28 protein-coding genes are annotated in these 26843 nt (G+C 69.9%); 13 read left to right on the top strand and 15 right to left on the bottom strand.

All coding sequences use genetic code 11. The features are described from left to right. Window positions 1-9 precede the first annotated feature (9 nt). The gene (locus tag L3Q65_RS19460) at window positions 10-1395 is read left to right on the top strand and encodes an amidase (RefSeq protein WP_237600481.1); all 1386 of its coding nucleotides are present in this window, start codon (window positions 10-12) and stop codon (window positions 1393-1395) included. Here the strand turns inward: L3Q65_RS19460 and L3Q65_RS19455 are convergent. Continuing rightward, a complete protein-coding gene (locus L3Q65_RS19455; RefSeq protein WP_237600480.1) occupies window positions 1389-1664 on the bottom strand; it encodes a hypothetical protein in 276 nt (91 codons plus the stop codon). The two genes, L3Q65_RS19460 and L3Q65_RS19455, sit on opposite strands and share 7 nt — an antisense overlap. Before the next feature lie 154 nt (window positions 1665-1818). On the opposite strand from L3Q65_RS19455, the gene L3Q65_RS19450 reads away from it, so the two are divergent. Continuing rightward, on the top strand, window positions 1819-3051 hold the full coding sequence (locus L3Q65_RS19450; protein WP_182893236.1) for an NADH:flavin oxidoreductase: 1233 nt from the start codon (window positions 1819-1821) through the stop codon (window positions 3049-3051). A 6-nt stretch (window positions 3052-3057) separates the two neighbouring features. Here L3Q65_RS19450 and L3Q65_RS19445 read toward each other — a convergent pair whose 3' ends face one another. Continuing rightward, window positions 3058-4098 carry an NAD(P)-dependent alcohol dehydrogenase gene (locus L3Q65_RS19445; RefSeq protein ID WP_237600479.1) on the bottom strand — a complete coding sequence of 347 codons (1041 nt, stop codon included), beginning with the start codon at window positions 4096-4098 and terminating at the stop codon, window positions 3058-3060. Window positions 4099-4195: 97 nt separating this feature from the next. Here L3Q65_RS19445 and L3Q65_RS19440 point away from each other — a divergent pair, with 97 nt between their 5' ends. Continuing rightward, complete coding sequence (locus L3Q65_RS19440; protein WP_237600478.1) at window positions 4196-4786, top strand: TetR family transcriptional regulator; 591 nt, start codon at window positions 4196-4198, stop codon at window positions 4784-4786. Between the two features lie 42 nt (window positions 4787-4828). On the opposite strand, the gene L3Q65_RS19435 is transcribed toward L3Q65_RS19440, so the two are convergent. Then, window positions 4829-5653: an SDR family NAD(P)-dependent oxidoreductase gene (locus L3Q65_RS19435; protein WP_182893233.1), complete on the bottom strand. Its 825-nt coding sequence runs from the start codon at window positions 5651-5653 to the stop codon at window positions 4829-4831. 69 nt (window positions 5654-5722) lie between these two features. Between L3Q65_RS19435 and L3Q65_RS19430 the strand changes: the two genes are divergently transcribed. Beyond that, entirely contained in the window at window positions 5723-6493 is a 771-nt protein-coding gene (locus tag L3Q65_RS19430) for an SDR family oxidoreductase (RefSeq protein WP_182893232.1), read from the top strand. A gap of 13 nt (window positions 6494-6506) precedes the next feature. Further along, window positions 6507-7712 (top strand): acetyl-CoA C-acetyltransferase, encoded by a 1206-nt coding sequence (locus tag L3Q65_RS19425; protein ID WP_237600477.1) that lies wholly within the window; start codon window positions 6507-6509, stop codon window positions 7710-7712. 268 nt (window positions 7713-7980) lie between these two features. Here the strand turns inward: L3Q65_RS19425 and L3Q65_RS19420 are convergent, their stop codons facing one another. Continuing rightward, complete coding sequence (locus tag L3Q65_RS19420; RefSeq protein ID WP_370648195.1) at window positions 7981-9546, bottom strand: AMP-binding protein; 1566 nt, start codon at window positions 9544-9546, stop codon at window positions 7981-7983. 73 nt (window positions 9547-9619) lie between these two features. Here L3Q65_RS19420 and L3Q65_RS19415 point away from each other — a divergent pair, with 73 nt between their 5' ends. Next, complete coding sequence (locus tag L3Q65_RS19415) at window positions 9620-10231, top strand: TetR/AcrR family transcriptional regulator (protein WP_182893230.1); 612 nt, start codon at window positions 9620-9622, stop codon at window positions 10229-10231. Window positions 10232-10236: 5 nt separating this feature from the next. On the opposite strand, the gene L3Q65_RS19410 is transcribed toward L3Q65_RS19415, so the two are convergent. From L3Q65_RS19410 to L3Q65_RS19380, 7 genes are read right to left on the bottom strand one after another with little or no spacing between them, the layout of a single operon-like run. Next, complete coding sequence (locus L3Q65_RS19410) at window positions 10237-11007, bottom strand: CoA-transferase subunit beta (RefSeq protein WP_237600476.1); 771 nt, start codon at window positions 11005-11007, stop codon at window positions 10237-10239. Beyond that, window positions 11004-11876: a CoA transferase subunit A gene (locus L3Q65_RS19405; protein WP_237600475.1), complete on the bottom strand. Its 873-nt coding sequence runs from the start codon at window positions 11874-11876 to the stop codon at window positions 11004-11006. Before L3Q65_RS19405 ends, L3Q65_RS19410 begins: the two co-directional genes overlap by 4 nt. Before the next feature lie 23 nt (window positions 11877-11899). Then, window positions 11900-12331: a VOC family protein gene (locus L3Q65_RS19400; RefSeq protein ID WP_182893227.1), complete on the bottom strand. Its 432-nt coding sequence runs from the start codon at window positions 12329-12331 to the stop codon at window positions 11900-11902. Then, window positions 12328-13374: an acyl-CoA dehydrogenase family protein gene (locus L3Q65_RS19395; RefSeq protein ID WP_182893226.1), complete on the bottom strand. Its 1047-nt coding sequence runs from the start codon at window positions 13372-13374 to the stop codon at window positions 12328-12330. The genes L3Q65_RS19400 and L3Q65_RS19395 overlap by 4 nt, the downstream gene beginning before the upstream one ends. Next, window positions 13374-14327, bottom strand: coding sequence for an acyl-CoA dehydrogenase family protein (locus L3Q65_RS19390; protein WP_182893225.1), 954 nt, complete (start codon window positions 14325-14327; stop codon window positions 13374-13376). Before L3Q65_RS19390 ends, L3Q65_RS19395 begins: the two co-directional genes overlap by 1 nt. Further along, entirely contained in the window at window positions 14324-15478 is a 1155-nt protein-coding gene (locus L3Q65_RS19385) for an acyl-CoA dehydrogenase family protein (protein WP_182893224.1), read from the bottom strand. Before L3Q65_RS19385 ends, L3Q65_RS19390 begins: the two co-directional genes overlap by 4 nt. Further along, window positions 15475-16353: an enoyl-CoA hydratase gene (locus L3Q65_RS19380; protein ID WP_182893223.1), complete on the bottom strand. Its 879-nt coding sequence runs from the start codon at window positions 16351-16353 to the stop codon at window positions 15475-15477. Before L3Q65_RS19380 ends, L3Q65_RS19385 begins: the two co-directional genes overlap by 4 nt. 96 nt (window positions 16354-16449) lie before the next feature. On the opposite strand from L3Q65_RS19380, the gene L3Q65_RS19375 reads away from it, so the two are divergent. Genes L3Q65_RS19375 through L3Q65_RS19365 form a run of 3 tightly spaced genes read left to right on the top strand, consistent with a single transcriptional unit; the run spans window position 16450 to window position 19594 of the window. Then, window positions 16450-17628, top strand: a complete 1179-nt coding sequence (locus L3Q65_RS19375) for an acyl-CoA dehydrogenase family protein (RefSeq protein ID WP_237600474.1) — start codon at window positions 16450-16452, stop codon at window positions 17626-17628. Further along, a complete protein-coding gene (locus L3Q65_RS19370) occupies window positions 17625-18425 on the top strand; it encodes an SDR family oxidoreductase (RefSeq protein ID WP_182893221.1) in 801 nt (266 codons plus the stop codon). The genes L3Q65_RS19375 and L3Q65_RS19370 overlap by 4 nt, the downstream gene beginning before the upstream one ends. A gap of 17 nt (window positions 18426-18442) precedes the next feature. Next, window positions 18443-19594 (top strand): acetyl-CoA C-acetyltransferase, encoded by a 1152-nt coding sequence (locus L3Q65_RS19365; RefSeq protein WP_182893220.1) that lies wholly within the window; start codon window positions 18443-18445, stop codon window positions 19592-19594. Window positions 19595-19701: 107 nt separating this feature from the next. On the opposite strand, the gene L3Q65_RS19360 is transcribed toward L3Q65_RS19365, so the two are convergent. Together L3Q65_RS19360 and L3Q65_RS19355 are read right to left on the bottom strand one after the other, a co-directional pair. Continuing rightward, entirely contained in the window at window positions 19702-20760 is a 1059-nt protein-coding gene (locus tag L3Q65_RS19360) for a nitronate monooxygenase family protein (protein ID WP_182893219.1), read from the bottom strand. A 16-nt stretch (window positions 20761-20776) separates the two neighbouring features. Beyond that, window positions 20777-21535, bottom strand: coding sequence for an enoyl-CoA hydratase family protein (locus tag L3Q65_RS19355; RefSeq protein ID WP_182893218.1), 759 nt, complete (start codon window positions 21533-21535; stop codon window positions 20777-20779). Window positions 21536-21628: 93 nt separating this feature from the next. Here L3Q65_RS19355 and L3Q65_RS19350 point away from each other — a divergent pair, with 93 nt between their 5' ends. Genes L3Q65_RS19350 through L3Q65_RS19340 form a run of 3 tightly spaced genes read left to right on the top strand, consistent with a single transcriptional unit; the run spans window position 21629 to window position 24232 of the window. After that, window positions 21629-22537 carry an SDR family oxidoreductase gene (locus L3Q65_RS19350; protein ID WP_237600473.1) on the top strand — a complete coding sequence of 303 codons (909 nt, stop codon included), beginning with the start codon at window positions 21629-21631 and terminating at the stop codon, window positions 22535-22537. After that, a complete protein-coding gene (locus L3Q65_RS19345; protein ID WP_182893216.1) occupies window positions 22534-23319 on the top strand; it encodes a MaoC/PaaZ C-terminal domain-containing protein in 786 nt (261 codons plus the stop codon). Before L3Q65_RS19350 ends, L3Q65_RS19345 begins: the two co-directional genes overlap by 4 nt. 10 nt (window positions 23320-23329) lie before the next feature. Next, window positions 23330-24232, top strand: coding sequence for an NAD(P)-dependent oxidoreductase (locus L3Q65_RS19340; RefSeq protein ID WP_237600472.1), 903 nt, complete (start codon window positions 23330-23332; stop codon window positions 24230-24232). 40 nt (window positions 24233-24272) lie between these two features. Here the strand turns inward: L3Q65_RS19340 and L3Q65_RS19335 are convergent, their stop codons facing one another. Together L3Q65_RS19335 and L3Q65_RS47335 are read right to left on the bottom strand one after the other, a co-directional pair. Continuing rightward, window positions 24273-25190, bottom strand: a complete 918-nt coding sequence (locus tag L3Q65_RS19335; RefSeq protein WP_237600471.1) for a 3-oxoacyl-ACP reductase — start codon at window positions 25188-25190, stop codon at window positions 24273-24275. A gap of 275 nt (window positions 25191-25465) precedes the next feature. Further along, window positions 25466-25597, bottom strand: a complete 132-nt coding sequence (locus L3Q65_RS47335) for a hypothetical protein (protein ID WP_255751365.1) — start codon at window positions 25595-25597, stop codon at window positions 25466-25468. A 107-nt stretch (window positions 25598-25704) separates the two neighbouring features. Between L3Q65_RS47335 and L3Q65_RS19330 the strand changes: the two genes are divergently transcribed. Then, window positions 25705-26841, top strand: coding sequence for a steroid 3-ketoacyl-CoA thiolase (locus L3Q65_RS19330; protein WP_237600470.1), 1137 nt, complete (start codon window positions 25705-25707; stop codon window positions 26839-26841). The last annotated feature ends 2 nt before the right edge of the window (window positions 26842-26843 follow it).

The raw sequence follows: 26843 nt of genomic DNA, 5'->3' as shown, positions 1-26843 counted from the left end.
GACCTCGCTGTGCTTTCTGTCCTCGATACCGCCGCCGCCATCCGCCGCGGCGACCTGTCCGCCCGAGAGGCCGCCGAAGCCGCGATCACCCGCATCGAGCAGGCGAATCCGCGGCTCAACGCCGTCGTCGGCCGCCGTTTCGAAGCCGCCCTGGCCGAAATCGACGCCGGACTGCCGGACGGCCCGCTCACCGGAGTCCCGTTCCTGGTCAAAGATCTCGGCACCGAGGTCGCCGGACTCCCCGCCACCCAGGGCAGTCGCTTGTTCGCCTCTGCTGTATCCACTGTGGACAGCGAACTGATCCGCCGCTACAAACGCGCCGGCCTGGTCATCCTCGGCACCACCAACACGCCGGAATTCGGCCTGAACGCGAGCACCGAACCGCAACTGCACGGCCCGACCCGCAACCCGCGCGACCGGTCCCGCTCACCCGGCGGCTCCAGCGGCGGTTCGGCAGCCGCCGTCGCCGCGGGCCTGGTCCCCGCCGCCCACGCAACCGACGGCGGCGGCTCGATCCGGATCCCGTCGGCGATGTGCGGCCTGGTCGGCCTGAAACCGAGCCGCGGCCGCACCACCGGCGCCCCCGACTCCGGCACCCTCGCCGCGCCGGTCTCGGTCGCCCACGCGGTCACCACGACGGTCCGTGACAGCGCAGCCCTGCTGGACGCGATCGCCGGACCGCTCCCGGGCGAAGCCTTCGCCGCCCCGACCCCGCCCGGCACTTTCCTCGACGCGGCCGGCCGTGCGCCCGGCCGCCTCCGCATCGGCCTGGCCACCCAAGCCCGGACCGGCGTCGACCCGCATCCCGCGTGCCTGGCGGCGGTACAGCAGACGGCGAAACTGTGCGAGGAACTCGGCCACCGCGTCGAGGAAACCGTGGCCCCGTTCGATGTCCCGGACGTCCGCACGACCGGCGGAGTGCTGATGGGCGCGGACCTGGTGGTGATCGTCGAAGACCGGCTGGCCGCACTGGGCCGCGAACTCGAGCCGGGCGACGTCGAGCCGTTCACCGCGCTGCTGCTCGACCACTACCGCGGCTTGACCGCGAACCAGCTCCACCGCGCACTGCGCCGGGCACAGGAGATCGGCTGGGAAGTCGGGCAGGTCTTCACCTCGTATGACGTGCTGCTCACGCCGACCTTGCCGCTCCCGGCCCCGCCGCTGGGCCTGCTGGACACGACCGATCCGGCGTCGATCTACGAGCACGCGGGCGCGTATTCGGCGTGGACCAGCGTTTTCAACGTGACCGGGATGCCTGCGATCTCGCTCCCGCTGGGCCGGGACGACGACGGGCTGCCGCTGGGGGTGCAGTTCGCGGCGGATCTTGGGCGGGAGGGGCTGCTGTTGTCGCTGGCGGCGCAGCTGGAGGAGGCGGCTCCTTGGCCGGCTCAATAGTGGGAGACGGCTGATCCGGTGCTGGGAAGCTTGTTCATGATCACGATGACCCCGATCGCGGTCAGGACCGCCCACATCACGACGATCGTGGCGATGATCAACGTGTGCCGCCGGATCGCCACGAGCTGCGCCAGGAGTTCCAGGTTGATCCTGTTCGCGTAGTCCGTCGGACCGTCCTTCTCGGCCGCTTCCTTCAGCCGCTCGGCGACGGAAGCGGGGTCGGTGAAGGCGTCTGTGTGATAGCGCGGACGGGGTTTGAGATCGGGCACGGGTATTTCTCCTCCGGCGAAGCGGCGATTGCCGAAAAAGAATCGGCGGGTCCGGCCATTGCGTTACGGCGGCGAAGAGTTTCCCGCCGTCCAGGCCTCCCGGTCACCGAGATCGCGAGAGCGGCCCACCCCCTGCCTTTCCTACCGTGACACCGTGACTTCCACGACCCCCACCCCGCCCGATCCGCTTGCCCCCGCGAGGCTCGGGCCGGTGCAGTTGCGCAATCGCGTCGTCAAGGCGGCGACCTACGAGGGCCTCAGCCATCACGGCCGGGTCACCCGGGATCTGGTCGATTTCCACGTCGGGTACGCGAAGGGCGGCGTCGGGATGACGACGGTCGCCTACTGCGCGGTGGCCAAGGAAGGCCGCACCGACCGGCATCAGATCTACTGGGCCGACGAATCCCTCCCCGGGCTGCGCGTGCTCACCGACGCGGTGCACGCCGAGGGCGCGGCGATCTCGGCGCAGATCGGGCACGGCGGGCCGGTCGCGAATCCGAAGGGCAACGGGCTGCCCGCGCTCGCGCCGAGCCGGTACTTCCACAAGACGACGCTCAGTTTCGCGCAGGAAATCGACCACGCCGGCATCGAACGCGTCAAACGCGCCCACGCCGACGCGGCCCTGCGCGCCATCGAGTGCGGCTTCGACGCGATCGAGGTCCACTTAGGACACAACTATCTGATCAGCTCCTTCCTGAGCCCGAAACTCAACCATCGCACCGACGAATACGGCGGTTCGCTGGAAAACCGCGCCCGGCTCGCGCGCGACACGATGCGCGCGGTGCGCGACGCGGTCGGCGACCGGATCGCGGTGATCGTGAAAATGAACATGGACGACGGCGCGCCTGGCGGCTTTTGGCTCGACGAGGCGATCCCGGTGACGCAGTGGCTCGAAGCCGACGGCACTTGCGATGCGCTCGAGATGACCGCCGGTTCGTCGCTGCTCAACCCGATGTACCTCTTCAAGGGGGACGCGCCGGTCCGCGAGTTCGCGGCGGTGATGCCGCAGCCGCTGAAACTGGGCGTGCAGGCGGTGGGGAAGAAATTCATCCGAGAATATCCTTACCGGGACGCGTTTCTCCTCGAGGACGCCCGGCAGATCCGGGCCGCGGTGAAGCTGCCGATGGTGCTGCTCGGCGGGATCACCGACCGCGCGTCGATGGATCTGGCGATGCGGGAAGGGTTCCAGTACGTCGCGATGGGCCGGGCGTTGCTGCGCGAGCCGGATCTGGTGAACCGCATCGCGGCCGAGCCGGAGACGCCGTCGTTGTGCATCCACTGCAACAAGTGCATGCCGACGAACTTCACCGGAACCCGGTGCGTGCTGGTGGACCGGACTACGACCCGGGGTGCGGACTGGGGACAGCCCGCGGGCTACGTGGGCTGACCGCGCTCAGCGGTTCTCCGGCAGATCGGACAGGTCCAGCACGAAGCGGTAGCGGACGTCGTTGCGCTCCAAGCGTTCGAGAGCCTCGTTGACGCGGGCGGACGGCAGAAGTTCGATGTCGGCGGTGATCCCGTGCTCGGCGCAGAACTCCAGCATGGCGGCGGTCGCGGGACGGCCGCCGCTGCCCGCGGAGCTGAGTTTCTTGCGTCCGATCAGCAGATCGGTGGCCTGCACGGTGACCGCGCCGAGGTGCCCGACGTGGCTCAGGGTTCCGTCGAGGGCGACCAGGCCCAGATACGGCGAGACGTCGTGCGGGACGGCGATGGTGTCGATGACGACGTCGAACCGGTCCCGGGCGGCGGCCATCTGGCGCTGGTCCGCGGAGACGATCAGGTCGTGGGCGCCGAGCCGCCGGGCGTCGTCGGCTTTCCCGGCCGATCGGCTGACGACCGTGGTGTCGGCCCCGAGCGCGACAGCGAGTTTGACGGCGAGGTGCCCGAGGCCGCCGAGCCCGGCCACGGCGACCCGGGTGCCGGGTCCGGCGCCGAGGGCGCGCAGCGGTTCCCAGACCGTGATTCCCGCGCACAGCAGGGGAGCGGCGGCCGCGGGGTCGAGTCCGGCGGGGAGCGGGTAGGCGAACTCGTCGCGGACGACGTACTCGCGGGAGAACGCTCCGAGCGTGCTGGTTCCGTCGTGGCGGTCGGTGCCGCCGTAGGTCAAGGTCGGGAACTCGTGACAGAAGTTTTCCTGTCCTGCCCGGCACATCGCGCATTCGCCGCACGAATCGACGATGTTCCCGACCGCGACCGGGTCGCCGATGGCGAATCGGGTGGCCTCGCGCCCGAGACCGGTCACCACGCCGGTGAACTCGTGGCCGGGCACCAAAGGCGCTTCGCCGGTGTGAGTGCGGACGGCGTGGAGATCGGTATGGCAGACACCGCAGTAGTCCACGCGAACGGCGACGTCGTCGGGCCGCAGTTCCCGGCGTCGCAGGACGGTCTGTCGTAACCCGGCGCCGTCGGCTCGCCAGCCCGGAGTGCTTCTCATGTTCGCCCCTTAGCAAACAGACTGTTCGGTCTATTGCCACGCTAGCCGCCGCCCGCCGATTCGGCAAACAGACTGGTCTGTTGTTATCGTGCCCGGCATGGCCGACAAGCCCCTGACCTCGCGCGGCACCGCCACCAGGCAGCGCATCCTGGACGCGGCGACCCGGGAGTTCGCCGAGCACGGGATCGCCGGGGCGCGAGTCGAGCGCATCGTGGCCGCGGCTCGCACCAACAAGGCGCAGCTCTACGGCTACTTCGGCAACAAGGAAGGGCTGTTCGACGCGGTTTTCTCCGCTTCCCTGGAGCGGATCATGACCGTCGTGCCGATCGACGCCACCGACCTCGCCGACTGGGCCGTCCGCCTCTACGACGAGTACCTCCGCCGGCCCGACCTCATCCGGCTGGCCACCTGGGAACGCCTGGAACGCCGTCCGGCCGGGCACCTCGTCGACGACAGCGACCGCCTCGACGACGCCAAACTGCGTGCCATCGCCGACGCGCAAGCCGCGGGCCTCGTCCGGGACGGCGACCCGTTCGACCTGATGGCCATGGTGATCGCGATGTCGATGGCGTGGTCGCCGGTCAGCAACGTCTATGCCGCCAGCGACCAGGAGCCTCCGGAACTGCACGAGCAACGCCGGAACCTGCTCCGCGACAGCGTTCAGCGGGCCGTCGCACCGGGGTCGTGAGTGTTCATGCCGGTGAGAACCGGCATGAACACTCACGACCCCTTACGTCTCCCGCGGAAAGTTCGTGAACCCCTTCCGGTTGGTCCGCAAGTACCACCCCGAGGCCGCGAGCGTCCCGCCGTCCACCGGGATCGTGTGGCCGGTGACGTAAGACGCCGCGTCCGTGGTCAGGAATTCGATCACTTTCGCGTATTCGTCCACGTGCCCGAACCGGCCCAGCGGCACCCACGTTTCGATCGCCGCGGGGTCGTTGTCGCGCAGCATCGCCGCGGCGGGAGTCTGCTCGCTGTCCGCGAGATCCGGCGCGATCGCGTTCACCCGGACGCCATGCCGTCCCACCTCGACGGCCAGGCTCTTCGTGAAAGCGGAAACCCCGGCGTTGTAAGCGGAATACACCGCGTGCCCGGGGATGCCGCGAAACGCTTCCACGGTCGAATTGTTCACGATCACGCCTGAGCCCTGCGAGATCATGCGCGGCAGCACCTGGTGGGTGAGCTTGAAGACGTGCAGCAGGTTCAGTTCATGCAACCGCGCCCATTGTTCCGGTGTGCTGTGCAGGAAATCCCGGGAAGCAGGGCGGAAATCGCCGACATTGTTGACCAGGACGTCGATCCGCCCGTCGCCCAAGCGCAGGGCAGCAGCGGTGACAGCTTCGACCACTTCGTCGGTCACGATGTCGCCGACGACCGTTTCGCACACGCCACCGGCCGCCTCGATCTCGGCGCGCGCGACGGCGGCGGCAGCGGCGTCGATGTCGTTCAGCACAACCAGGTCCCCGCGCGCGGCGAGGCGGCGGCTGGTCGCCCCGCCGATCCCCAGTGCCCCGCCGGTGACGACGCTGACTCGCCGGATTGCTTCCTGTGGCATGGAAAACCTCCTCGTCCTCAACCTAGCATTTGTTTGGTAGGCTGAGCGCTCCCGGCGAGAAGGAGCAGCATGCCTGTCAGCTTCGACCTGACCGATCGCGTCGTCCTCGTCACCGGCGGAGCGCGCGGAGTCGGCGACGGCATCGTGGCGACGTTCCTCGAAGCGGGCGCCGAGGTCGAGATCTGCGGGCGCACGGAACCCGGGAAGCTGCGCGAGGTCGGCGGACGCGCACCTCGGTTCTCGCGGGTCGACGTGCGGGAGGCGGATCAGGTCCGGCAATGGCTGGACGAGATCGGCGAGCGGCACGGGCGGCTCGACGTCGTGGTCAACAACGCGGGCGGCGCGCCGTTCGCGCAGTTCGCCGAGGCGTCGCCGCGGTTTCATCGCAAGATCAACGATCTCAACTTCCTGGCCGCCGCGTACGTGCTCCACGCGGCGCATCCGATCCTGCGCGAGACGCCGGGAGCGTCGGCGGTGAACGTCACGTCGATCTCGGCGCGGCGGCCCAGCCCCGGCACCGCGGTGTACGGCGCGGCGAAGGCGGCGCTGGAAAGCCTCACCACCAGTTTGGCCGTGGAATGGGCGCCGCGGGTGCGGGTCAACGCGGTCAGTTGCGGTTTGGTCGAGACGCCGGGTTCCGAGGACCACTACGGCGATCCGGCGCAGCGCGACGCGGTCGCCCGGACGATCCCGCGCGGGCAGTTCGCGTCGCCGGCCGAGGTCGGCCAAGCCTGTTTGCTGCTCGCGTCGCCGCTCGCGAGCCATGTCAGCGGAGCGGTGCTCAATGTGGACGGAGGCGGCGAATGGCCCGCGTTCCTCCAGCACACCCCGAACGCCTGAGGAGGACCCTGCTGTGCCCGAAGCCGTGATCGTCTCCGCCGCCCGCTCGCCGATCGGGCGGGCGTACAAGGGCTCGCTCAAGGACCTGCGGCCGGACGACCTCGCCGCGCAGACGGTCGAAGCCGCGCTGGCCGCGGTTCCGCAGATCGACCGGATCGACGACCTGATGCTCGGCTGCGCGCAACCGGCCGGCGAACAGGCGTACAACCTCGGCCGGATGGTCGCGCTGCGGCTCGGCCTCGACGCGGTGCCCGGCACGACTGTGCATCGCTATTGCGCGTCCTCGCTGCAGACCACGCGAATGGCGATGCACGCGATCCGCGCCGGCGAGGGCGACGTGTTCGTCTCGGCAGGTGTCGAGTGCGTTTCCCGGTTCTCCCAGGGGAAAGCTGACGGCATGCCGGACACGAAGAACCCGTTGTACGCCGACGCGATGGCGGTGACGGAGAAGCGAGCAGCTGGTGGTCTGCAATGGACAGACCCGCGTAAAGACGGTGCGCTGCCGGACGTTTACATCGCAATGGGCGAGACCGCGGAGAACGTCGCGGACCATTGCGGAGTGTCGCGTGCGGATCAAGACGCCTTCGCGGTGCGCAGCCAGAATCTCGCCGAGGCGGCGGGGGAGTTCTGGCAGAAGGACATCACGCCGGTGACCTTGCCAGACGGCAGCGTGGTGTCCACGGACGACGGTCCGCGCGCGGGAGTGACGCTGGAGAAGGTATCTCGACTGAAGCCGGTGTTCCGTCCAGACGGGACGGTCACCGCGGCGAACTGCTGCCCGCTCAACGACGGGGCTGCCGCGCTGGTGGTGATGAGCGACGTGCGGGCCCGCGAACTGGGCATCCAGCCGCTGGCGAGGATCGTCGCCACCGGGGTGTCGGCGTTGAGCCCGGAGATCATGGGACTGGGCCCGGTCGAGGCGAGCCAGCAGGCGCTGGCGCGGGCCGGGCTGTCCGTTGAGGACATCGGCCTGGTCGAGATGAACGAAGCCTTCGCCGCACAGGTACTGCCGTGCGTCGACCAGTTGGGCCTCGACATCGACCGCGTCAACGTGCACGGCGGGGCGATCGCCCTGGGACACCCGTTCGGATCGACCGGCGCGCGGATGGCGGCGACGCTGCTGCACGGCCTCCAGGCGAAAGACGCGGCCTTCGGCCTGGAAACGATGTGCGCGGCGGGCGGACAGGGCATGGCGATGGTGCTGGAACGGCTGGCGTAACGGCCGCACGCGGGACGGTTCGGCGCGCACCGAACCGTCTCGCCGCCAGGATGCGGTCATCGATTCCGTCGTGATCGCCCCGCCGGTGCGCTGCCCCGGCACCCCCGTCGTGCTGCTGTCCAGCGCGAACGCCGACGGGACGACCAATCTGGCGCCGAGTCCTCCGCCTGGGTGCCCGGCCGCACCGAGCGCGACAAGTTCGGCGCCGCACCGCTGAGTACGTCGTGAGTGGCTATCCCGGTTCTAACCGGCGTAGCCACTCACGACGTCAGGACAGCTCTCGCTTCACGATCTTCCCGCTGGCGTTCCGCGGCAGCTCCCTGATCGCCACGAACTCGCGCGGCGCCTTGAAGTTCGCCAGCCGCTCCCGGCAAAACGAGCGCAGTGCCTCCGGATCCAGCTCGACCCCGTCCCGCAACGTCACGTAAGCGCGCCCCACCGACCCCATCCGGTCGTCGTCCACGCCGATCACCGCGGCCTCCACGACGTCCGGGTGGGTGCTCAGCACGTTCTCCACCTCGGCCGGGTACACGTTGAACCCGCCGACGGTGAACATGTCCTTGAGCCGCCCGGTGATCTTGACGCAGCCGTGCTCGTCCAGCTGCCCGACGTCGCCGGTGTGCAGCCAGCCGTCGGCGTCGATCGCGGCCGCGGTCGCGTCCGGGTCGTCGAAGTAGCCGAGCATCACGAACTCGCCCCGGATGAGGATTTCGCCGTCCGCGTCGACCGGCACGTCCTCGCCCTCGCCGTCGACCGCGCGGATTTCCAGGCCGGGCACCGCCGGACCGGTCGTGTGCGCGACGTGCCGAGGGTCCTCGTCCGGCCGCGACTGGGTCGCCACGACGCATTCGGTGAGCCCGTACGCCTGCGCGACCTGTTCGAAGCCCAGGATTTCCAGCATGTCCGAGAACAGGTTCTCCGGCACCGACGCCGCACCCGCGATCGCGAAGCGCAGCGACGACAGGTCGAACTCCGTGCGGCGCGGGTGGTTGATCAGCGTGGTGAAGATGGTCGGCGCACCGGGCAGCACCGAGATCCCGGCTCGCTGGACCAGCTCCATCAACGCGACCGGGTCGAAGGTCGGCACCGGGTAGATCGTCGTGCCCGCGGTGATCGCCGCGACGACCCCGGCCTTGTAACCGAAGGAGTGAAAGAACGGGTTGACGATCGCGTAGTTGTCGGCCGGGGCGAGCGACGCGCCCTTCGCCCAGACGTCCGCGACGCCGATCGTCTGGGCATGCGTGCTCATGACGCCCTTGGGGACGCCGGTGGTGCCCGAGGTGTACAGAATGTCCGCCACCGTCGACGGCGTCACCACCGACTCATCGACAGCGGCCACCGATTCCGCCCCGGCGAGGAATTCGTTCCACGGCAACGCGACGCCGTCCGATCCGAGGTCGATCACGGTGTGCAGCCGCGGAAGCCCAGGCACAACAGAACCACCGGAACCAGACCGGGAAGCCGCCTCGGTCAGCATCCCGAGATAGTCGTTCCCGAGGAATCCGTTGCACAGCACCAGCACCGAAGCACCGGAACGCTCCAGCACCACCCGGGCCTCCTCGCCGCGGTACCGGGTGTTGATCGGCACCAGCGCCGCGCCGAGGCATTGTGCGCCCAGGAACGTCAGGATGAATTCCGCCCGGTTCGGCGACCACACCGCGACCCGGTCGCCGGACCGGACGCCGGCGGCGGCCAGCGCGCGGGAAACCCTCCGCGCCTCCTCCCGCAACTCCGTCCAGGACAGCCGTGTCGTACCGTCGACCACAGCCGGAGCGTCGCCGTGGCGGCGGGCGGCTTCGTCGAGCAGGGCGGGCATCGTGCGAGGTGTCGACACGCGGGTCTCCTCACTGAACAAGTGCTTGTTCGGTAGCATAGGGGAAAGCAGCGGGCAGGAAGGGATCCATGCGATGACTCCGCGAACCGGCCGGGCTCCGGCGAAAAACGGCGGCACCCGGCGCGGCGAACTGCTGGGCATCGCCGCGCAGTTGTTCGCGACCCGGGGCTACTCCCAGACCACCGTCCGCGACATCGCCGACGAGGCGGGCATCCTCTCGGGGAGCCTGTACCACCATTTCGCGTCCAAGGAGGACATGCTCCGCGAGATCCTCAAGGAGTTCATGGACGACCTGCTGGCCGCGTTCACCGAGATCGCCGGGAAGGACGGCACGCCGCGCGAGCAGTTCGACGCGCTGGTGTACACCGCCTTCGCGACGATTCACGAGCGGCCGTTCGCGGTGGCGCTCTACCAGAACGAATCGGCCGTTGTCGGCAGCCTCGCCGATTTCGAATTCGTCGGGAAGACATCGCTGAAGATCGAGAAACTGTGGCTCGGAGTGCTCCACGCGGGCCGGGAGACCGGCGAGTTCCGCGACGACCTCGAGGTGAGCCTCGTGTACCGGTTCATCCGGGACACCGTGTGGTCGTCGGTCCGCTGGTACAACCCGCGCGGAAAGCTCCGCCACGACGTCGTGGCGGAGCAGTACCTCGCGATGCTGTACGGCGGTTTGCTCGCCGGCTGAGCGGTTCAGGACCGGGGCTCCTTGACCTCCCGGTCCCGGGCGTTCCTGGGGTCGAGCACGGTGCGGATCAGCTCCAGTTCGTGCTCGTCCGGCACCCGCGACACGCCCGCGCCGCTGAAGTCCAGTTCGAAGCCGGTGTTCGCGCGCACCTCGTCCTCGGTGACGCCCGGGTGCAGCGAGCGCACCTTCAGCCGTCCGTCCTCGTCGTAGTCGAGCACCGCCAGGTCGGTCACCACGACGCCGAGGTCGTGGAACCGCAGCGAGGTCGACGGATGCGCGCGGGCCCGGTCGTTGCCGACGCCGGACACCACGTCCACCCGGTCCACGAACACACGGCTCGAATGCCGGCTCACCCAGTAGTCGGTGCGGTGGTTGACCGTGTTGCCCGGCGCGCCGCGCATGCCGATGAGCTGGCGTTTCGGCTTCCGCCAGTCGCCGATCAGCGAGATGTTCTGGTTGCCGAACCGGTCGATCTGGCTCGCGCCCATCATCGAATGCCGCCGCCCGGTGTTGAGGATGTCGAAGATCCGGCCGAACGGCGCCCAGGCCTCGACGGTCCCGCCCGCCGCCGCGGTCTTGCCCAGCGGCGGCGGGTCGGCCATGAAGTGGCATTCGCCGTCGGACAGCACCAGTTCGGGGGAGTGGGTGAGCCGGGCCAGCCGCGCGCTGACCGCCGGGACCGTGCCGACCGCGTGGGCCAGCACTTCGCCGGAGCCGCGCCACGCGTCGGAGCACGCGGCGACGCAGACCTCGGCGCGGGTTGCGGGGGCACTCATGCGGACTCCTTCTCGGTCGCGCGGTGGAAGGCGCGCACTGCTTCGTGGTAGCTGGCCTCGTCGCCGGTCAGGAAGGTTTCGCGGAACTGCTTCCACGAGACCTCGTCCTGTGCCGACTGGGCGTAATGCCGCTGGAACGCCTCGTCCCGGCCGTAATCCGGGTCGCACGAGGTGAAGTGCGCGCCGTTCGGGGCCTCGATCACGCCGTTCACGAACATCCGGCTGATCAGCAGCGACGTCGACCGCTCGGCAGCGGTGAGGTCCTCGGTGTCCACGATCTTCTCGACGCTCAGCAGCGTTTTGTCCGACGCCATCGCGAACAGGTCGTCGAAGTACGGGTCCGGGCCGAGGAACTGGCCGTTGCCGAGGGTGTCGCTGCGGTTGAGGTGCAGCAGCGAGACGTCCGGGCGCACCGCGGGCACGGCGAGGTAGACGTCGTCGTCATAAGGCGACGCGACGGTCTTCAGCTCCGGATTCATCAGCAGCACGTCGCTTTCCAGCCCGGCCCGCGTCGGCAGGAACGACAGCCGGTTGGCGCCCGCCCGCAGTGCGGCGACGAACATGCCCTCGTCGTACTCGGTCGTCTCGACCCGGCCGCCCTCGCGAGCGGCGCGGAAATGCGGGTCGAGCGGGATCGTGTCGAGCGAGACGAACCCGTAGATCACCCGGCGCACCTTGCCCGCCGCGCACAGCAGCCCGACCTCGGGCCCGCCGAAGGTGACCAGCGTGAGGTCCTCGACGTCGCTGCGCAGCAGTTCGCGCACCATCGCCATCGGCTTGCGCCGCGACCCCCATCCGCCGATCCCGACGGTCATCCCGGACCGGACGTACTCGGTGACGCCGTCCAGGGTCATGGACTTGCCGCCCATTCGTTCCTCCATTGTTGTTCCGCTCAGGCGGGGAGTTGCACCAATTCGACGCGCACCCGGTCCGGATCGAGCACGTACACCGCGCGGCAGCCCGCCATCGGATGGCTCGTGACGATCGGCTCCGAGAGCGCGGCGACCCCGCGTCCGCGCAGCCGCTCCAGCGTCGCGTCCAGGTCGGCGACGGTGATCGCGACGTGCGCGGCGCCCGCCTGCCCGTGGTCCGGGTCGAGCCGCGCCGGCGACCCGTTTTCGTACTGCAGCAGCTCGACCACCGTGTCGCCGTCGTCGGCCGACACGAAGCTCTGCCGCACAATCACGCCCGGATATCCGGTGACCTCGTCGATCCGCGGACCGCTGCGCTCGAACGGGCCTTCGACGTCGCCGCCGAGCAGATCGCGGTAGAACTCCGTCGACGCGGCGAGATCGGTCACGGTGATGCCGACGTGGTGGATCATAGCCGCGTCCGGTGTTCACGGGCGTCGCCGAAGAGCTGCCCCAGCGCGTGCGCGCGTTTGAAGTACAACTGGGCGTCGTGTTCCCAGGTGATCGCGATTCCGCCGTGCAACTGGACGGTTTCGGCCGCGACCGCGGTGAAAGCCTCGCTGCACCACGATTTCGCGTACGCCGCCTGCCGGGCGAGATCCTCGCCGTTGCTGGCCGCGAATCCGGCTGCCCACGAAATCGACCGGGCGGTTTCGACCTGCACCAGCATGTCCGCGACCCGGTGTTTCAACGCCTGGAACGAACCGAGCGGGCGGCCGAACTGTTCGCGTTCCCTGAGGTGTGCGACGGTTCGGTCCAAACAGGACTGTGCGCCGCCGACTTGCAAGGCGGTGCAAGCGATCGCGGCGATGGCGTGCAGCCGGGGGAGGGCTTCGGCGAAGTCTTCCGCGAGCAACGTCGCCGGGGTGTCGCTGAACTCGGCCTTGGCGAACCTGAGGGTCTGGTCGACTGCTGGGGTCGCTTCGGCGGTGGCGTCAGTCCGGAACAGCGCGGGCCGCCCGTCGGCCATCGCGACCACCAGCAGCTGCGACGCCTGCGCGCCGTCCAGCACCAGAGTCGCGGTGCCGTTCAGGGTTCCGCCCGAGGCGACCACGTCCGAACCGTCGGTGCGATGCCGTCCGGCCCGATCCGCCCAGGCCAGCGCGACGACCTCGCCCGCCGCGATCCCGGGGAGCAACTCCGGCGCGTTTGCGGCCAGCAACGCTTGTGCGGCAAGCACTCCCGACCCCAGCAGCGGAGACGGCGTCAGGCTCGCGCCCAGCTCCTCCAGCACGACATGCGTTTCGAACAGGCTGTACCCGGCCCCGCCGTACTCCTCGGGAATGGCCAGCGCCGCGACGCCGATCTGCTCGCACAACGCGGACCACAGCTCGGTGTCGTACCCGGTCGGCGAGTCGATCGCCGCTCGCAGATCGGTCTTCGCGGCTCGTCGCTGGACCAGCCCGCGGACGGCGGCGGCGAGTTCCCGCTGCTCGTCGGTCAGCGCGAAGTGCATCAGCGGCCCCTCGTCAGGCTCTCCAGCACCCGCGCGCGGTGCACGGCCGGCGTGCCCCAACAGCCCACGAGCGCCCGGACGCGCAGCAGCCACAGGCTCAGATCGCATTCGAGCGTGTAACCGATCGCGCCGTGCAACTGCAGCCCGGTGCGCGCGGCGAGCTGGGCCGCGTCCGACGTCGCGACCTTTGCCGCCGAGATCGCACGAGCGCTGGGTTCGCGGGCCGCGCCCAGCAGCAGCGGACGGGCGAAGTCGAGCGCCACGCGGACGTCCGCGGCGGCGTGCTTGAGCGCCTGGTACTCGCCGATCACGCGGCCGAACTGGCGTCGCTGGCCGAGGTAGGCGACAGTGTCGGCCAGCATCCGTTCGCCACAGCCCAGCAGCTCCGCGGCGCAGGCGAGGCTGGCGAGATCGAGCGCTTTCTGCCGCGCTTGCGGGGGAAGCGGCTGAACCCCGGCACCGGCGGCGACTTCGTACAGATGCCGGGAAGGATCGACCGACTGCAGCTCGCGGCCGATTTCCGCGCGTGCCAGCGAATCACCGATCACGAAGACGTCCGTGGCGACGTCCGCATCCAGCGCGTACGGAGTGTCCGGCGCGCTCGCGAACGTCACCACGGCGTTTCCGGAAGCCAGCGCGGACAGCAACGAACCGTCGGTGAGCAACGCGGGCGCGGCGGCGATCGACTCGATCACCGGCCCCGGTACGCCGTGGTATCCCAGCCGCTCGAAGGCCACGATCAGATCGACCGGAGTCCCGTCGACGCCGCCGTGTTCCTCGGACACGCCGAGCGCGGTGACACCCAGTTCGGCGAGCTGTTTCCACAGCAGCAGCCCGGATTCCGGCCGCTTGGCCGCCCAGGACCGGGTGACGCCGGGGACGTCGGCCGCGCCCAGCAGGGCGTCCAGCGCTTCGGCGAACGCGCGCTGTTCGGCGGACAACCGGAACTTCATGCTTGTGCCTTCCTGCGCTCGCCGCGGGGGAGGCCGAGCAGCCGTTCCGCGACGATGTTGCGCTGGATTTCGTTGGTGCCGGCGTAAATCGGGCCGCCGAGGGCGAACAGGTAGTCCTCGGCCCAGCGGCCGCGCAGCTCCTGGCCCGCGCCGAGCAGGTCCAGCGCCGTTTCGTGGATGCCGAGGTCGAGGCCGGTCCAGAAGAGCTTGTTGACGCTGCCCGCCGCGCCGACGTCGCCGCCGTTCTGCACGTGGTCGACGGTGTCCCAGGTGTAGAGCCGGTAGGCCTCGGCCTTGATCCAGGCGTCGGCCACGCGGTCGCGCAGGTGCGGCGCCTCGGCTCCGCGCTCGGCCCAGAGGTCCAGAAGCCGGTCCGCCGCCGCGAGGAACCGGCCCGGCGAACGCAGCGACAGCCCGCGTTCGTTGCCCGCGGTGCTCATCGCGACGCGCCAGCCGTCGCCGACCCCGCCGAGGACGTCCTGATCGGGCACGAAGACGTCGTCGAAGAAGATTTCGGCGAAGCCGCAGTCGCCGTCGAGCTGGGCGATCGGCCGGACGGTGACGCCGTCCGCATCGAGCGGGAACAGGAAGTAGGTGAGGCCGCGGTGCCGCTCGGCTTCCGGGTCGGAGCGGAACAGGCCGAACCCCCAGTCCGCGAACGGGGCGCGCGAACTCCAGATCTTCTGTCCGTTGAGGACCCAGCCGCCGCGTTCGTCGTCGCGGACGGCGGTGCTGCGGATCCCGGCGAGGTCGCTGCCCGCCTCCGGCTCGGACCAGGCCTGCGCCCAGATCCGGGTGCCGTTGGCGGTCAAGGGCAGGTGCCGCGCGCGCTGGTCGTCGGTGCCGTGCTCGAAGATGATCGGGGCCAGCAGCGAGATGCCGTTCTGCGCGATCCGGGTCGGCGCGCCGCTGAGGTAGTACTCCTCCTCGAACAGCACCCACTCGGTCAGTGTCGCGTCGCGGCCGCCGTATTCGGCGGGCCAGGCGACCACGGACCACCGGCCCTCGGCGAGTTTCGCCTCCCACTCGCGGTGCGCGCGGGCGCCGTCTTCGGTGTCCATCGACGGCAGCGGGCCGGGGCTGTTCTCCGCCAGCCAGGCGCGCGCCTCCGCACGGAACTCCTCTTCCGCGACGGTGAATTCCGGGCTCATGACTCTCCCGCGGCCTTCTTGTTGGCTTTCGCCATGGAACGCGCGTCGAGCCCGGCGAGCGAGTCGGTGTCCAGTTCGGCGTTGTGTGCGTGCGCGGCGTGGTGCAGGCCGAACACCGAGTCCATTCCGGACCGCATGCCCATCAGGTCTTCAGCCTGGTTGACGGCCTTCTTCGTGAGCGCGAGGCCGAGTTGCGGCATCTGCGCGATCCGCTCGGCGATCGCGAACGTCGCTTCTTCGAGTTCGGCGCGCGGCACGACGTGGTTGACCATGCCGAGCGCCTGCGCGCGGTCCGCCCCGAATCGGTCGCCGGTGTAGAGGAATTCCTTCGCAGCGCGCGGGTTCATCACCCACGGGTGCGCGAAGTACTCGACGCCCGGGATGCCCATCCGCACGACCGGGTCGGAGAAGAACGCGTCGTCGGAGGCCACGATGAAGTCGCACGACCACGCGAGCATCAGGCCGCCCGCGATGCAGGCGCCCTGCACCATCGCGATGACCGGCTTCGGGATCTCCCGCCACCGGCGGCACATGCCGAGGTAGACCTCCGACTCGCGGGCGAACCGCGAATCGACGCCCGCCCGGTCGGTGTGGTCCCACCAGATGACCGCTTTGCGCTCGAAGCTCTGGTCGATGTCGCGGCCAGGGGTGCCGATGTCGTGCCCGGCGCAGAAGTGCTTGCCGTTGCCCGCCAGCACGATCGCCTTGACGTCCGCGTCGTCCACGGCCTTGGTGAAGGCGGCGTCCAGCGCGTAGGTCATCTTCGAGTTCTGGGCGTTGCGGTACTGCGGCCGGTTCAGCGTGACGACCGCGACCGGACCGCGCACCTCGTACGTCACGACCTGCTCGTCGGTGCTTTCTTCGGTTCCGCTCAACGCGCATCACTCCTTCTCGGTTCGGCGGCGATGCTACCAAACAAGTGCTTGGTTTGGTAGCGTGACCGGACCGGCACCGGCGGACCAGGAGGACGGGTGGATCTTCGCTACACCCCCGAGGACGAGCAGTTCCGCGCCGAGGTGCGCGAGTGGCTCGGCGACCACCTCGCGGGCGAGTTCGCCGCGCTGAAGGGCCTCGGCGGATCCGGGCGCGAGCACGAGGCGCCGGAGGAGCGGCAGGCGTGGAACCAGCATCTGGCCGCGCACGGCTGGACCTGCCTCGGCTGGCCGGTCGAGTACGGCGGGCGCGGGCTGAGCCTGCTGCGGCAGGTGATCTTCCACGAGGAGTACGCGCGGTCGAACGCTCCGGCGCGGGTCAACCACCTTGGCGAGGAACTGCTCGGGCCCACCCTGATCGCGCACGGCACGGACGAGCAGCGGCGGCGGTTCTTGCCGGGCATCGTCGGGGTCGCCGAGCTGTGGTGCCAGGGCTATTCGGAGCCGGGCGCGGGGTCGGACCTTGCCGGGGTGCGGACGCGGGCCCGGCTGGAGGGCGGGGAGTGGGTGATCGACGGGCAGAAGATCTGGACGTCGCTCGCGCAGCACGCGCAGTGGTGTTTCGCGGTGGTGCGGACCGAGCCGGGTTCCCGGCGGCATGCCGGACTGTCGTATTTGCTGGTGCCGATGGACCAGCCCGGGGTCGAGGTGCGGCCGATCCGGCAGCTGACCGGGACCAGCGAGTTCAACGAGGTCTTCTTCGACGGGGCGCGGACTTCGGAGTCCCTCGTGGTGGGCGCGCCCGGGGACGGGTGGCGGGTCGCGATGGCGACGCTCGGGTTCGAACGCGGGGTGTCGACGATCGGGCAGCAGGTCGGGTTTGCCCGGGAGCTGGCCGGCGTGGTCGCCGCCGCGCAAGAGAACGGGCGTTATGACGATCCGGTGGTGCGGGATCGGTTGGCGCGAGCTGCCGTCGGCCTCGAGGTGCTGCGGGTGCACGCGCTGCGGACCCTGAGCGCGTACGAGGCTGGGTCGCAGGGGCCGGAAGCGTCGGTGTCGAAGCTGTTGTGGGCCCGGTGGCATCGGGAACTGGGGGAGCTGGCGATGGAGGTCCGCGGGGGTTCCGCGTTGACCGCCGCCGGTTCTTACGACCTCGATGCTCAGCAGACGCTTTTCTTGTTCAGCCGGGCCGACACGATTTACGGCGGTTCGGACGAAATCCAGCGCAACATCATTGCCGAGCGCGTGCTCGGCCTGCCTAGGGAGCCGCGACCGTGAGCGTTAAACCGGAACAGCCCGCGCCTGATTACGTGCCCGGGCATGGCTTGCTCGCCGAGCGCGTGGTCGTCGTGACTGCCGCGGCGGGCGCGGGCATCGGGGCGGCGATTGCCCGGCGGTGCCTGGAAGAAGACGCCCGGGCGGTCGTGATCGGGGATACCCACGAGCGACGGCTTGCCGAGGCGGCCGCCAAGCTGGGCGCGGAGTTCGGTGCCGAGCGGGTCGCGTCAGTGGTGTGCGATGTGACCAAAGAAGAGCAGGTCGCCGCCTTGCTGGACGCGGCCGACCCGTTCGGCGGGGTCGAGGTCATGGTGAACAACGCCGGTCTCGGGGGCACCGCTTCGATCACCGAGATGACTGACGAGCAATGGTCGCTGGTCCTCGACGTGACTTTGACCGGGACTTTCCGGTGCGTCCGGGCGGCGTCCCGGCGGATGATCGCTCGCGGTTGTCGCGGGGTGATCGTGAACAACGCCTCGGTGATCGGCTGGCGAGCGCAGGAGGGCCAGGCGCATTACGCGGCGGCCAAGGCCGGGGTGATGGCGTTGACCCGTTCCGCGGCGATGGATCTGGCTTCGTCGGGGATCCGGGTCAATGCGGTGTCGCCCAGTCTGGCGATGCATCCGTTCCTGGAGAAGGTCACTACTGCCGAACTGCTGACCGAACTCAAGGGGCGCGAGGCGTTCGGGCGGGCCGCCGAGCCGTGGGAAGTCGCCAATGTGATGGTGTTTCTCGCTAGTGCTTATTCGTCTTATCTCACTGGTGAAGTCGTCTCGGTGAGCAGTCAGCATCCCTGATCCCGCTGGAGGATTTCGTGCCTGAGGCATATGTGGTGGACGCGGTTCGCACTCCGGTGGGCCGACGCGGCGGTTCGCTCGCCGCGATGCATTCCGCCGACTTGGCGGCGCACGCGATCCGTGCGCTGGTGGAGCGGACCGGGATCGATCCCGGTGCGGTGGACGACGTCGTGTTCGGGTGTTGCGACACGATCGGGTCGCAGGCTGGGGATGTGGCTCGGACTGGCTGGCTGGTGGCCGGACTGCCGGATCATGTGCCTGGGGTGACCATCGACCGGCAGTGCGGGTCGAGCCAGCAGGCGGTGCACTTCGCGGCGCAGGGGGTGATGTCCGGGACCGCGGATCTTGTGGTGGCCGGAGGAGTGCAGAACATGTCCGCTATTCCGATTTCTTCGGCGATGGCGGTGGGGCAGCAGTTCGGGTTCAGCACGCCCTTCGCGGAGTCGCCCGGGTGGGTGGCTCGGTATGGGGACCAGGAGGTTTCGCAGTTCCGGTCGGCGCGGATGATCGCCGAGAAGTGGGGGCTTTCCCGGGCCGTGCTGGAGGAATTCGCGTTCGAGAGCCATCGGCGGGCGTTGGCGGCCATCGATGCCGGGCGGTTCTCCCGGGAAATCGCGCCGGTCGGGCCGTTCGCTGTGGACGAGGGGCCGCGCCGGGACACGACTTTGGAGAAGATGGCCGGGCTCAAGCCTCTTGAGGAGGGAAGTCCGCTTACTGCCGCGGTGGCGTCGCAGATCAGTGACGGCGCCGGGGCTATGCTGATCGCGTCCGAACGTGCGGTGTCGGAGCACGGTTTGACGCCGCGGGCGCGGGTGCATCACATCAGCGTGTACGGGGCGGATCCGGTGTGGATGCTGACCGCGCCTATTCCGGCCACTCAGCGGGCGTTGGAGAAGACCGGGCTGTCCGTGGACGACATTGACTTGTTCGAGTGCAATGAAGCGTTCGCGCCGGTGGTTCTCGCTTGGATGCAGGAGATCGGCGTGCCGCACGAGAAGGTCAATGTCAATGGGGGCGGGATCGCGCTGGGGCACCCAATCGGGGCGACGGGTGCTCGGTTGATGACCACTTTGCTGCACGAATTGGAGCGGAGCGGGGGGCGGTATGGGTTGCAGGTCATGTGCGAGGGCGGCGGGCAGGCGAACGTGACTGTGCTCGAGCGGCTTTAACCTGCGGTTCCGGGGCGGGGTGGCTGCGGTTTGGCGGGGCTCGTGAAGTACGCGAGGGGAACCCTGAGGAAATCGGAGTCCCGCAGGGTTCCCTCACGTGCTTGGACTCAGTCCAGCAGGGCGCTGGTGGCTTTCAGCCGCTCCTGTGCGGCGTCCACGATCCGGGTCACCAGTTCCGCGCAGCTCGGCAGATCCTCGATCACCCCGACCACCTGCCCGGACGCCAGCATCCCGGCCTTGGTGTCGCCTTCCACCAGGCCTGCTTTGAGCAGCATGGGGGTGTTCGCGGCCAGCATCGTCTGCGTCCACGAGCGGTCGCTGCCGCGTTTCATGCGGAGGCCGTCGGCGACCAAGGACGGCCAGGATTGGCCGCTCAGGCGCTTGAAATCCTTCGTTCGGCGCAGAGTCCGCGCCATGCGTTGCACGAAGCCTTCCTTCGTGAGGCCCTCGATGAACGGGGTGCGCAACAGCCGATGCGGCATGCCGTCGGCCTTGGTGGTGACGACGGTGCCGTCCAGGCCGAAGCCCAGGTAGGTGCGTTTGATTTCATCCGGCACCGCGCTGTCGCTGGTGAGCAGGAAACGCGTGCCCATCCCGATGCCGGCGGCGCCGTACGCAAGTGCGGCGGCTAGGCCGCGGCCGTCGAAGAATCCTCCAGCGGCGACCACTGGGATGTCAACTGCGTCCAGTACGGACGGCAGCAGCAGGGTGGTGGCGGTCGGACCGGTGTGGCCGCCGCCCTCGCCGCCTTGCATCATCACCAGGTCCGCGCCCCATGAGGCGACTTTTTCGGCATGTCGCGCGGCGCCGACGGAGGGCATGACGACCAGGCCGTGGTCCTTCAGGCGGGCGATCAGGTCCTTTTTGGGCGCCAGGGCGAAAGATGCCACCTTGACGCCGTGCTGTATCAGCAGTTCGACGCGTTCGGCGGCGTCGCCCGCGTCGGCGCGGAGGTTCACGCCGAAGGGCTTGTCCGTGCGCTGCTTGACTTCTTTGATGGCGTGGTCGAGTTCGTCGTAGGTCATCGTCGCGGAGGCGAGGATGCCCAGAGCTCCGGCATTGGCGGTCGCGGAGACCAGGCGCGGGCCGGCGACCCAGCCCATGCCGGTTTGCACGATCGGGTGGGTCACGCCGGTGAGCTCGGTGAGCGGGGTGCGGAGAGGCACGGGTCTCCTCGAGAGGTCAGTCGTTCATCGGGCGGCCGGTGGCGACGAAGGCGTCGCGGTGTTCGTCGGCGGCTCCGATGAGGTTGAGTTCGAAGGTGTAGCCCTGTTCGTAACGGTAGCTGCGGTTGACGTCGATCGGGTCGATGCCGTTGAGCGCGGCTTTGGCGGCCCGGATGACGCGCGGATCCTTCGCCGCTACCTCGGCGGCCAGCGCGAGTGCGGCGTCGTGCAGGTCGGCGGCGGGCACGGTTTCCAGTACCGAGCCGTGCTGGACCAGGTCTTTCGCCGCGATGGTGCGGCTGGTGAAGTACAGCGTGCGCATCAGGTGCTGGGGGACCAGGCGGGCGAGGTGCGTCGCCGCGCCCAAAGCGCCGCGGTCTACCTCGGGGACGCCGAAGTACGCGTCGTCGGCGGCGATGATCGTGTCGCAGTTGCCGACGAGGCCGACACCGCCGCCGAGGCAGAAGCCGTTCACCGCGGCGATCACCGGGACGGCGCATTCGTAGATCGCCTTGAATGCCAGGTAGCAGCCGCGGTTCGCGCCGACGAGGGCGTCGAAACCGGTGGTGCGCTGCATTTCCTTGATGTCGACGCCCGCGTTGAAGCCGCGTCCCTCGGCCCTGAGCAGGACGACGTGCACCGCCGGGTCCTCGCCCGCCTGCCGGACCGTTTCGGCGAGGCGGAACCATCCGGCGACCGGCAGGGCGTTCACCGGCGGGTAGTCCATGGTGACCACGAAGGTGCCGTTGTCGTGGAGCTGCGTGGAAATCGTCACGTGCGTTCCTAACCTAGCGATTGCTTGGTAGCCTAACACTTGCTTGGTTTACGGGGAACCGCCTCGCCGGCCGGTCGACGAAACGGAGATGATGTGAGCGGGATTTTGGAGGGCCGGGTCGCGATCGTGACCGGGGCAGGCCGCGGGCTCGGCCGCGAGCACGCGCTGGAGCTGGCCCGGCAGGGCGCACGCGTCGTGGTCAACGACCTCGGCACGTCGGGCGCGGGCGAAGGCGCGTCCGACGGTCCGGCGGGCGAAGTGGTCGAGGCGATCCGCGCGCTGGGCGGCGAAGCGGTGGCCAACGGTGCCGATGTCGCCGACTTCGCGGCGACGGAAGCGTTGGTCCAGCAGGCGGTCGACGCGTTCGGCGGGCTGGACATCGTGGTCAACAACGCGGGCTTCGTGCGCGACCGGATGATCGTGACCACCAGCGAGCAGGAGTGGGACGCGGTCGTCGCGGTGCACCTCAAGGGGCATTTCGCGCTGATGCACCACGCCGCGGGTTACTGGCGCGCGGAGGCGAAGGCGGGGCGTACGCGGGCGGCGCGGATCGTCAACACCACCTCCGGTGCGGGTCTCCAGGGCAGCGTCGGCCAGGGCAGCTACAGCGCCGCCAAAGCCGGGATCGCCGCGTTGACGCTGGTCGGAGCGGCGGAGCTCGGCCGGTACGGCATCACGGTGAACGCTCTCGCCCCGGCCGCGCGCACCCGGATGACCGAAGGCCCGTTCGCGGCGCAGATGGCCGCGCCGGAGGACGGGTTCGACGCGATGCACCCGGGCAACGTGTCGCCGATCGTCGCGTGGCTCGCCAGCGAGGAGGCGGCGGACGTCACCGGCCGCGTGATCGAGGTCGAGGGCGGCCGGATCTGCGTGGAGAACGGCTGGAGTCACGGTCCGTCCCGCGAACTGGACCGGCGCTGGACCGCGGGCGAAGTCGGCCCGGCCGTGCGCGAGCTGCTGAAGGAAGCGCCCGCGCCCGAACCGGTTTACGGAGCGCAGTGAACAGCCCCGCGGACTGGAAGGGTCGCGTCCTCGGCGAACGCACCGTCGCCTACACCGACCGCGACCCGATCCTCTACGCCCTCGCCATCGGTGCCCGGCCGGACGAACTCGACTTGGTCTTCGAGGACCGGCTTCGGGTGCTGCCGCCGTTCGCGCTGACGCTGGCCCAATGGGCCCCGGACGTCCTCGGCTCGGCCGGCGCGTTCGAGGTCGGCAACGCGGTGCACGGTTCGCAGCGGTTGCGGGTTTTGCGGCCATTGCCGCCCGCGGGCGAGATTTCCATGCGGGCCCGGGTTCCGGAGGTATGGGACAAGGGCAGCGCGGCGGTGTATGACGTGGCCGTCGAATCGGACTACTTCGTCGCGACGTGGTCGTTGTTCTGTCCCGGCATCGGCGGTTTCGGCGGCGAGCGCGGCCCCGGCCGGCCGCCCGCTTTGGACAGTCCGGATTGGACCGTCCCGTTGTCCACTGCGGACAATCAAGCCCTGCTGTACCGGTTGCTCGGGGACCGGCACCACATCCACGTCGACCCCGCGGCAGCGGCCGGAATCGGCCAGCCGCGCCCGATCCTGCACGGTTTGGCCACCCTCGGCGCGGGCGCTTTGGTCGCGGCCCGGCAGGTCGGCGCGCATCCGGCGGACCTGACGTCGCTGGAAGGCCGGTTCGCCGCACCAGTGTTCCCCGGCGAGGAACTGCGAGTCGAAGGCTGGTCCGACGGCGGCCTGCGGATCACGTCGGAACGCGGCCCGGTGGTCGACGGCGGGCGAGTCCACTTCGGATAGAGGAATGCGCATGAAGGTCTTGGTCATCGGCGGCACCGGCATGATCGGCGCGAACACCGCCGTGCACCTGAGCGACTCCGGGCACGCCGTCACGGTCGCCGGGCGACACGAACCCGACGCCGATTCATTGGCGGCGGGCCTGCCGGTGCTGCTCGGCGACTACGCCCACGACGGTTTCGACGAGGCCGCGCTCGCCCCGTTCGACGCCGTCGTTTTCGCGGCCGGGCAGGACATCCGGCACGTCACCGGCTGGGGCGACGAGGAATTCTGGCGGACGTACCAAATCGACGGCGTCACCGCGATCGCGGCGCGCGCGAAACGGGCCGGCGTCGGACGTTTCGTCCAGATCGGCAGTTACTACCACCAGGTCCGGCCGGATCTCGCGGAAACGAATCCGTACGTCGACGCGCGCCGCCTCGCCGACGAAGGAGCGCGCGCCCTCGCCGGGGACGGGTTCACGGTGTGCACGCTGAACCCGCCGTCGATCGTCGGCATGGCACCCGGCCGGTCGACGCGGCAGTTCGCGAAAATGCTGGCCTGGGCCGACGGGGAGCTAATCGGAAAGGTGCCGGACTTCGCACCGGTCGGCGGGACGAACTACCTGTCCGTGCGGAGCCTGGCCGAAGCGGTCGAGGGCGCGCTGCTGCGCGGGGAATCCGGTGCGGCGTACCTGGTGGGCGACGAAAACCTTAGCTTCCGGGACTACTTCCAGCTGATCTTCGACGTCTCCGGTTCGGGCCGGGTCTTGGCAGAACGCGACGAGGAGCACCCGTTCCTGCCCGACCGGGTCCTGGTCCCCGGCCGCGGCGCGACGATTTCCTACGAACCGGACGCCCGCGAGACGGAGCTGCTCGGCTACCGCCGCCGGGACGTCCGGCCGATGCTGGAGAAGATGGCCGCGGCGGTGCGGTGAGCTCGTGAGCGGCAATGCCGGTGCTGACCGGCAGTGCCGCTCACGACGTCTCGGTGTCGTCGAGCCCCACGATGTCGCTGGCCGCAAACGTTTTCCGCGGGTCGCGCCCGGCGAAATACGGTGTGACTGTCCGCTCGAGCTCCGCCGGGTCGAACGCTCCTCGAGCGGACACGAACCGGTGCTCGACGGTCGGCGGGGCGAGCAGCGCGACCATGTCCCCGTACACGACGAACACCTGCCCGTTCACCGCCTCCGCCGCCGGGGACCCGAGGTACGCGACGAACGCCGCGACCCGCTCCGGCGCGAGGATGTCCAGCCCGCCCGCACTGCGTCCGGCGGCGAAGATCCCGTCGGTCATCGCCGTCCGGGCACGGGGGCAGATCGCGTTCGCGCGCACGCCGTAGCGGCTCAGTCCTCGCGCGCACGACAACGTCAGCGCCGCGATCCCCGCCTTCGCCGCCGCGTAGTTCGGCTGCCCCGCGCCGCCGAGGAGGAATGCCTCCGACGACGTGTTGATCAGCCGTCCGTAAGCGGGCTCGCCAGCGGTTTTGCTGACCTGCCGCCAATGGCGCGCCGCCGCGCGGGACAGGGCCGCGTGGCCTTTGAGGTGGACGCGGATGACGTCGTCCCAGTCCTGCTCGCCGAGGTTGAACAGCATCGCGTCGCGGGTGATGCCGGCGTTGTTGACGACGATGTCGAGAGACCCGAAGCCCTCGGTCGCCGCGGCGACGAGCTCTTCGGCGTAGTGCCAGTCGCCGATGTCGCCCGGGACGGCCAGCGCCTGGCCGCCGCCTGCCTCGATCTCGGCGACAACCTTGTCCCGGGCCTCGCTCACATCGTTGACGACGACGTTCGCCCCCGCCGCGGCGAGCGCGAGCGCTTCGGCCCGTCCGAGCCCGGCTCCGGCCCCGGTGACGATGGCGGTGCGGCCGGAAAGGGCGGTGCTGGGGTGGGACACGGGGCCTCCAATGCGGGAAGGGATGCCGCCATGGTGCCGATGGCGGGGCCCCGGCGGGCGGCTGCTCCCGGTGAGTGGCATCGGCGGCTCGCGGCGGGGGAGCGACGGCGCAGGCTGGGTGGGGCGGGGCGGGCCGGCTTTGCGGACGGAGCGGTGTGTGCGGTGCTTGTTGCGCAGTGGGCTGATCGGGCCGGGCCAGTTCGGGAGCGGGCATCGCAGGCTGGCCGGAGCTTGTCCGCCGGCGCGCGGAGTGGTGCGACCGGGTTGCGTGGTGGTTATTCGGCGAGCTTGCGGCGCGAGGTTGCCAGGCCTTGCTCGCTCGCCAGCGGGGCGGCGGCTCGTTCGGCAGCGGGCAGCCGAGGCTGGCCGAGCCGAGCCCGCCGCGGCGCCGGGCCACTCCCGCTCACCAGTACCTGTGCTTGTCCCGCCCACCGGGCCGGAGCTAACCTCCAACCAAACGCTTGCTCGATTACCGGGGCCGGTCCAGCCTGTCCCGCGACAAGGAGATCCGGGCTTGAACGACACCACGCCAGTACTCGTCGACGCGGTTCGCACGCCGTTCGGCAAGCGCGACGGCTGGGTTTCCGACCTGCATGCCGTCCAGTTGCTCAGCCGGGTCCAGCGCGGCGTCCTCGATCGCGCCGGACTCGAGCCGGGCGAGGTCGACCAGGTGATCGGCGGTTGCGTCACGCCGCTGGGCGAGCAGTACGGCCACGTCGTCCGCACCGCCTGGCTTTACGGCGGGCTCCCGGCGGCGACCGGAGCCACCACGATCGACGCGCAGTGCAGCACTTCGATGCAGGCGTCCTTCCTGCTCACCGGCCAGATCGCGAACGGAACGGTCGACGCGGGCGTCGCGTGCGGCGTCGAGTTGATGTCGCGCGTGCCGCTCACCCCGAAGCAAGGGACCGGTGCGGGCACGCCGAGACCGGCCGATTGGTCTCTCGAAACCCCGGACCAGTACACCGCCGCGGACCGCATCGCCCGGAAGCGCGGGCTGAGCCGGGCGGATCTCGACGCGTTCGGCCTCCGTTCCCAGCACAACGCGCGGAAGGCTTGGGACGCTGGGCTTTTCGACCGGCAAGTCCTCCCGCTGGAAATGCCGGACGGCCGGCGGATCACTCGCGACCAGGGCCTCCGCGAGACCTCGACGGAAGCGCTCGCCGGTCTCCGCACCACCGTGCCCGACGGCCTGCACACCGCGGGCACCTCGTCCCAGGTCTCCGACGGCGCGAGTGCCGCGCTGTTCCTGTCCCGCGGCCGCGCCGGCGAACTGGGCCTCCGGCCGAGGGCGCGGCTTCTCGCGCAGTGCGTCATCGGCGGCGACCTCGAATACCTCCTCGACGGGCCGGTCGCCGCGGCGCGGAAACTGCTCGACCGCACCGGGCTCGCCATCGGCGACATCGATCTGTTCGAGGTCAACGAAGCGTTCGCGGCCGTTCCGCTGTCGTTCGCGCAAGTGCACGGCGTCCCGGAGGACAAGCTCAACGTCCTCGGCGGCGCAATCGCGCTCGGCCATCCGGCGGGCGCGACCGGCATCCGCTTGCTCGCGACGGCCGTCGAGGAACTCGAACGCCGCGACGCCAGCCTCGCGATGATCGCGATCTGCGCCGCGGCCGCCACCAGCTGCGTGCTCGTCGAACGGATCTGACC

The sequence above is a fragment of the Amycolatopsis sp. FU40 genome, from assembly GCF_021903635.1.
Classification (GTDB): Bacteria; Actinomycetota; Actinomycetes; order Mycobacteriales; family Pseudonocardiaceae; genus Amycolatopsis; species Amycolatopsis dendrobii.
This window is presented reverse-complemented; position numbering and strand designations above follow the sequence as displayed.

What these genes read in the sequence shown, in the direction of transcription:
- L3Q65_RS19445 (WP_237600479.1), bottom strand. Translation starts at nt 4,098, where the DNA reads ATGAGAAGCACTCCGGGCTGGCGAGCCGACGGCGCCGGGTTACGACAG.
- L3Q65_RS19440 (WP_237600478.1), top strand. Translation starts at nt 4,196, where the DNA reads ATGGCCGACAAGCCCCTGACCTCGCGCGGCACCGCCACCAGGCAGCGC.
- L3Q65_RS19435 (WP_182893233.1), bottom strand. Translation starts at nt 5,653, where the DNA reads ATGCCACAGGAAGCAATCCGGCGAGTCAGCGTCGTCACCGGCGGGGCA.
- L3Q65_RS19430 (WP_182893232.1), top strand. Translation starts at nt 5,723, where the DNA reads ATGCCTGTCAGCTTCGACCTGACCGATCGCGTCGTCCTCGTCACCGGC.
- L3Q65_RS19415 (WP_182893230.1), top strand. Translation starts at nt 9,620, where the DNA reads ATGACTCCGCGAACCGGCCGGGCTCCGGCGAAAAACGGCGGCACCCGG.
- L3Q65_RS19410 (WP_237600476.1), bottom strand. Translation starts at nt 11,007, where the DNA reads ATGAGTGCCCCCGCAACCCGCGCCGAGGTCTGCGTCGCCGCGTGCTCC.
- L3Q65_RS19405 (WP_237600475.1), bottom strand. Translation starts at nt 11,876, where the DNA reads ATGGGCGGCAAGTCCATGACCCTGGACGGCGTCACCGAGTACGTCCGG.
- L3Q65_RS19400 (WP_182893227.1), bottom strand. Translation starts at nt 12,331, where the DNA reads ATGATCCACCACGTCGGCATCACCGTGACCGATCTCGCCGCGTCGACG.
- L3Q65_RS19395 (WP_182893226.1), bottom strand. Translation starts at nt 13,374, where the DNA reads ATGCACTTCGCGCTGACCGACGAGCAGCGGGAACTCGCCGCCGCCGTC.
- L3Q65_RS19390 (WP_182893225.1), bottom strand. Translation starts at nt 14,327, where the DNA reads ATGAAGTTCCGGTTGTCCGCCGAACAGCGCGCGTTCGCCGAAGCGCTG.
- L3Q65_RS19385 (WP_182893224.1), bottom strand. Translation starts at nt 15,478, where the DNA reads ATGAGCCCGGAATTCACCGTCGCGGAAGAGGAGTTCCGTGCGGAGGCG.
- L3Q65_RS19340 (WP_237600472.1), top strand. Translation starts at nt 23,330, where the DNA reads ATGAAGGTCTTGGTCATCGGCGGCACCGGCATGATCGGCGCGAACACC.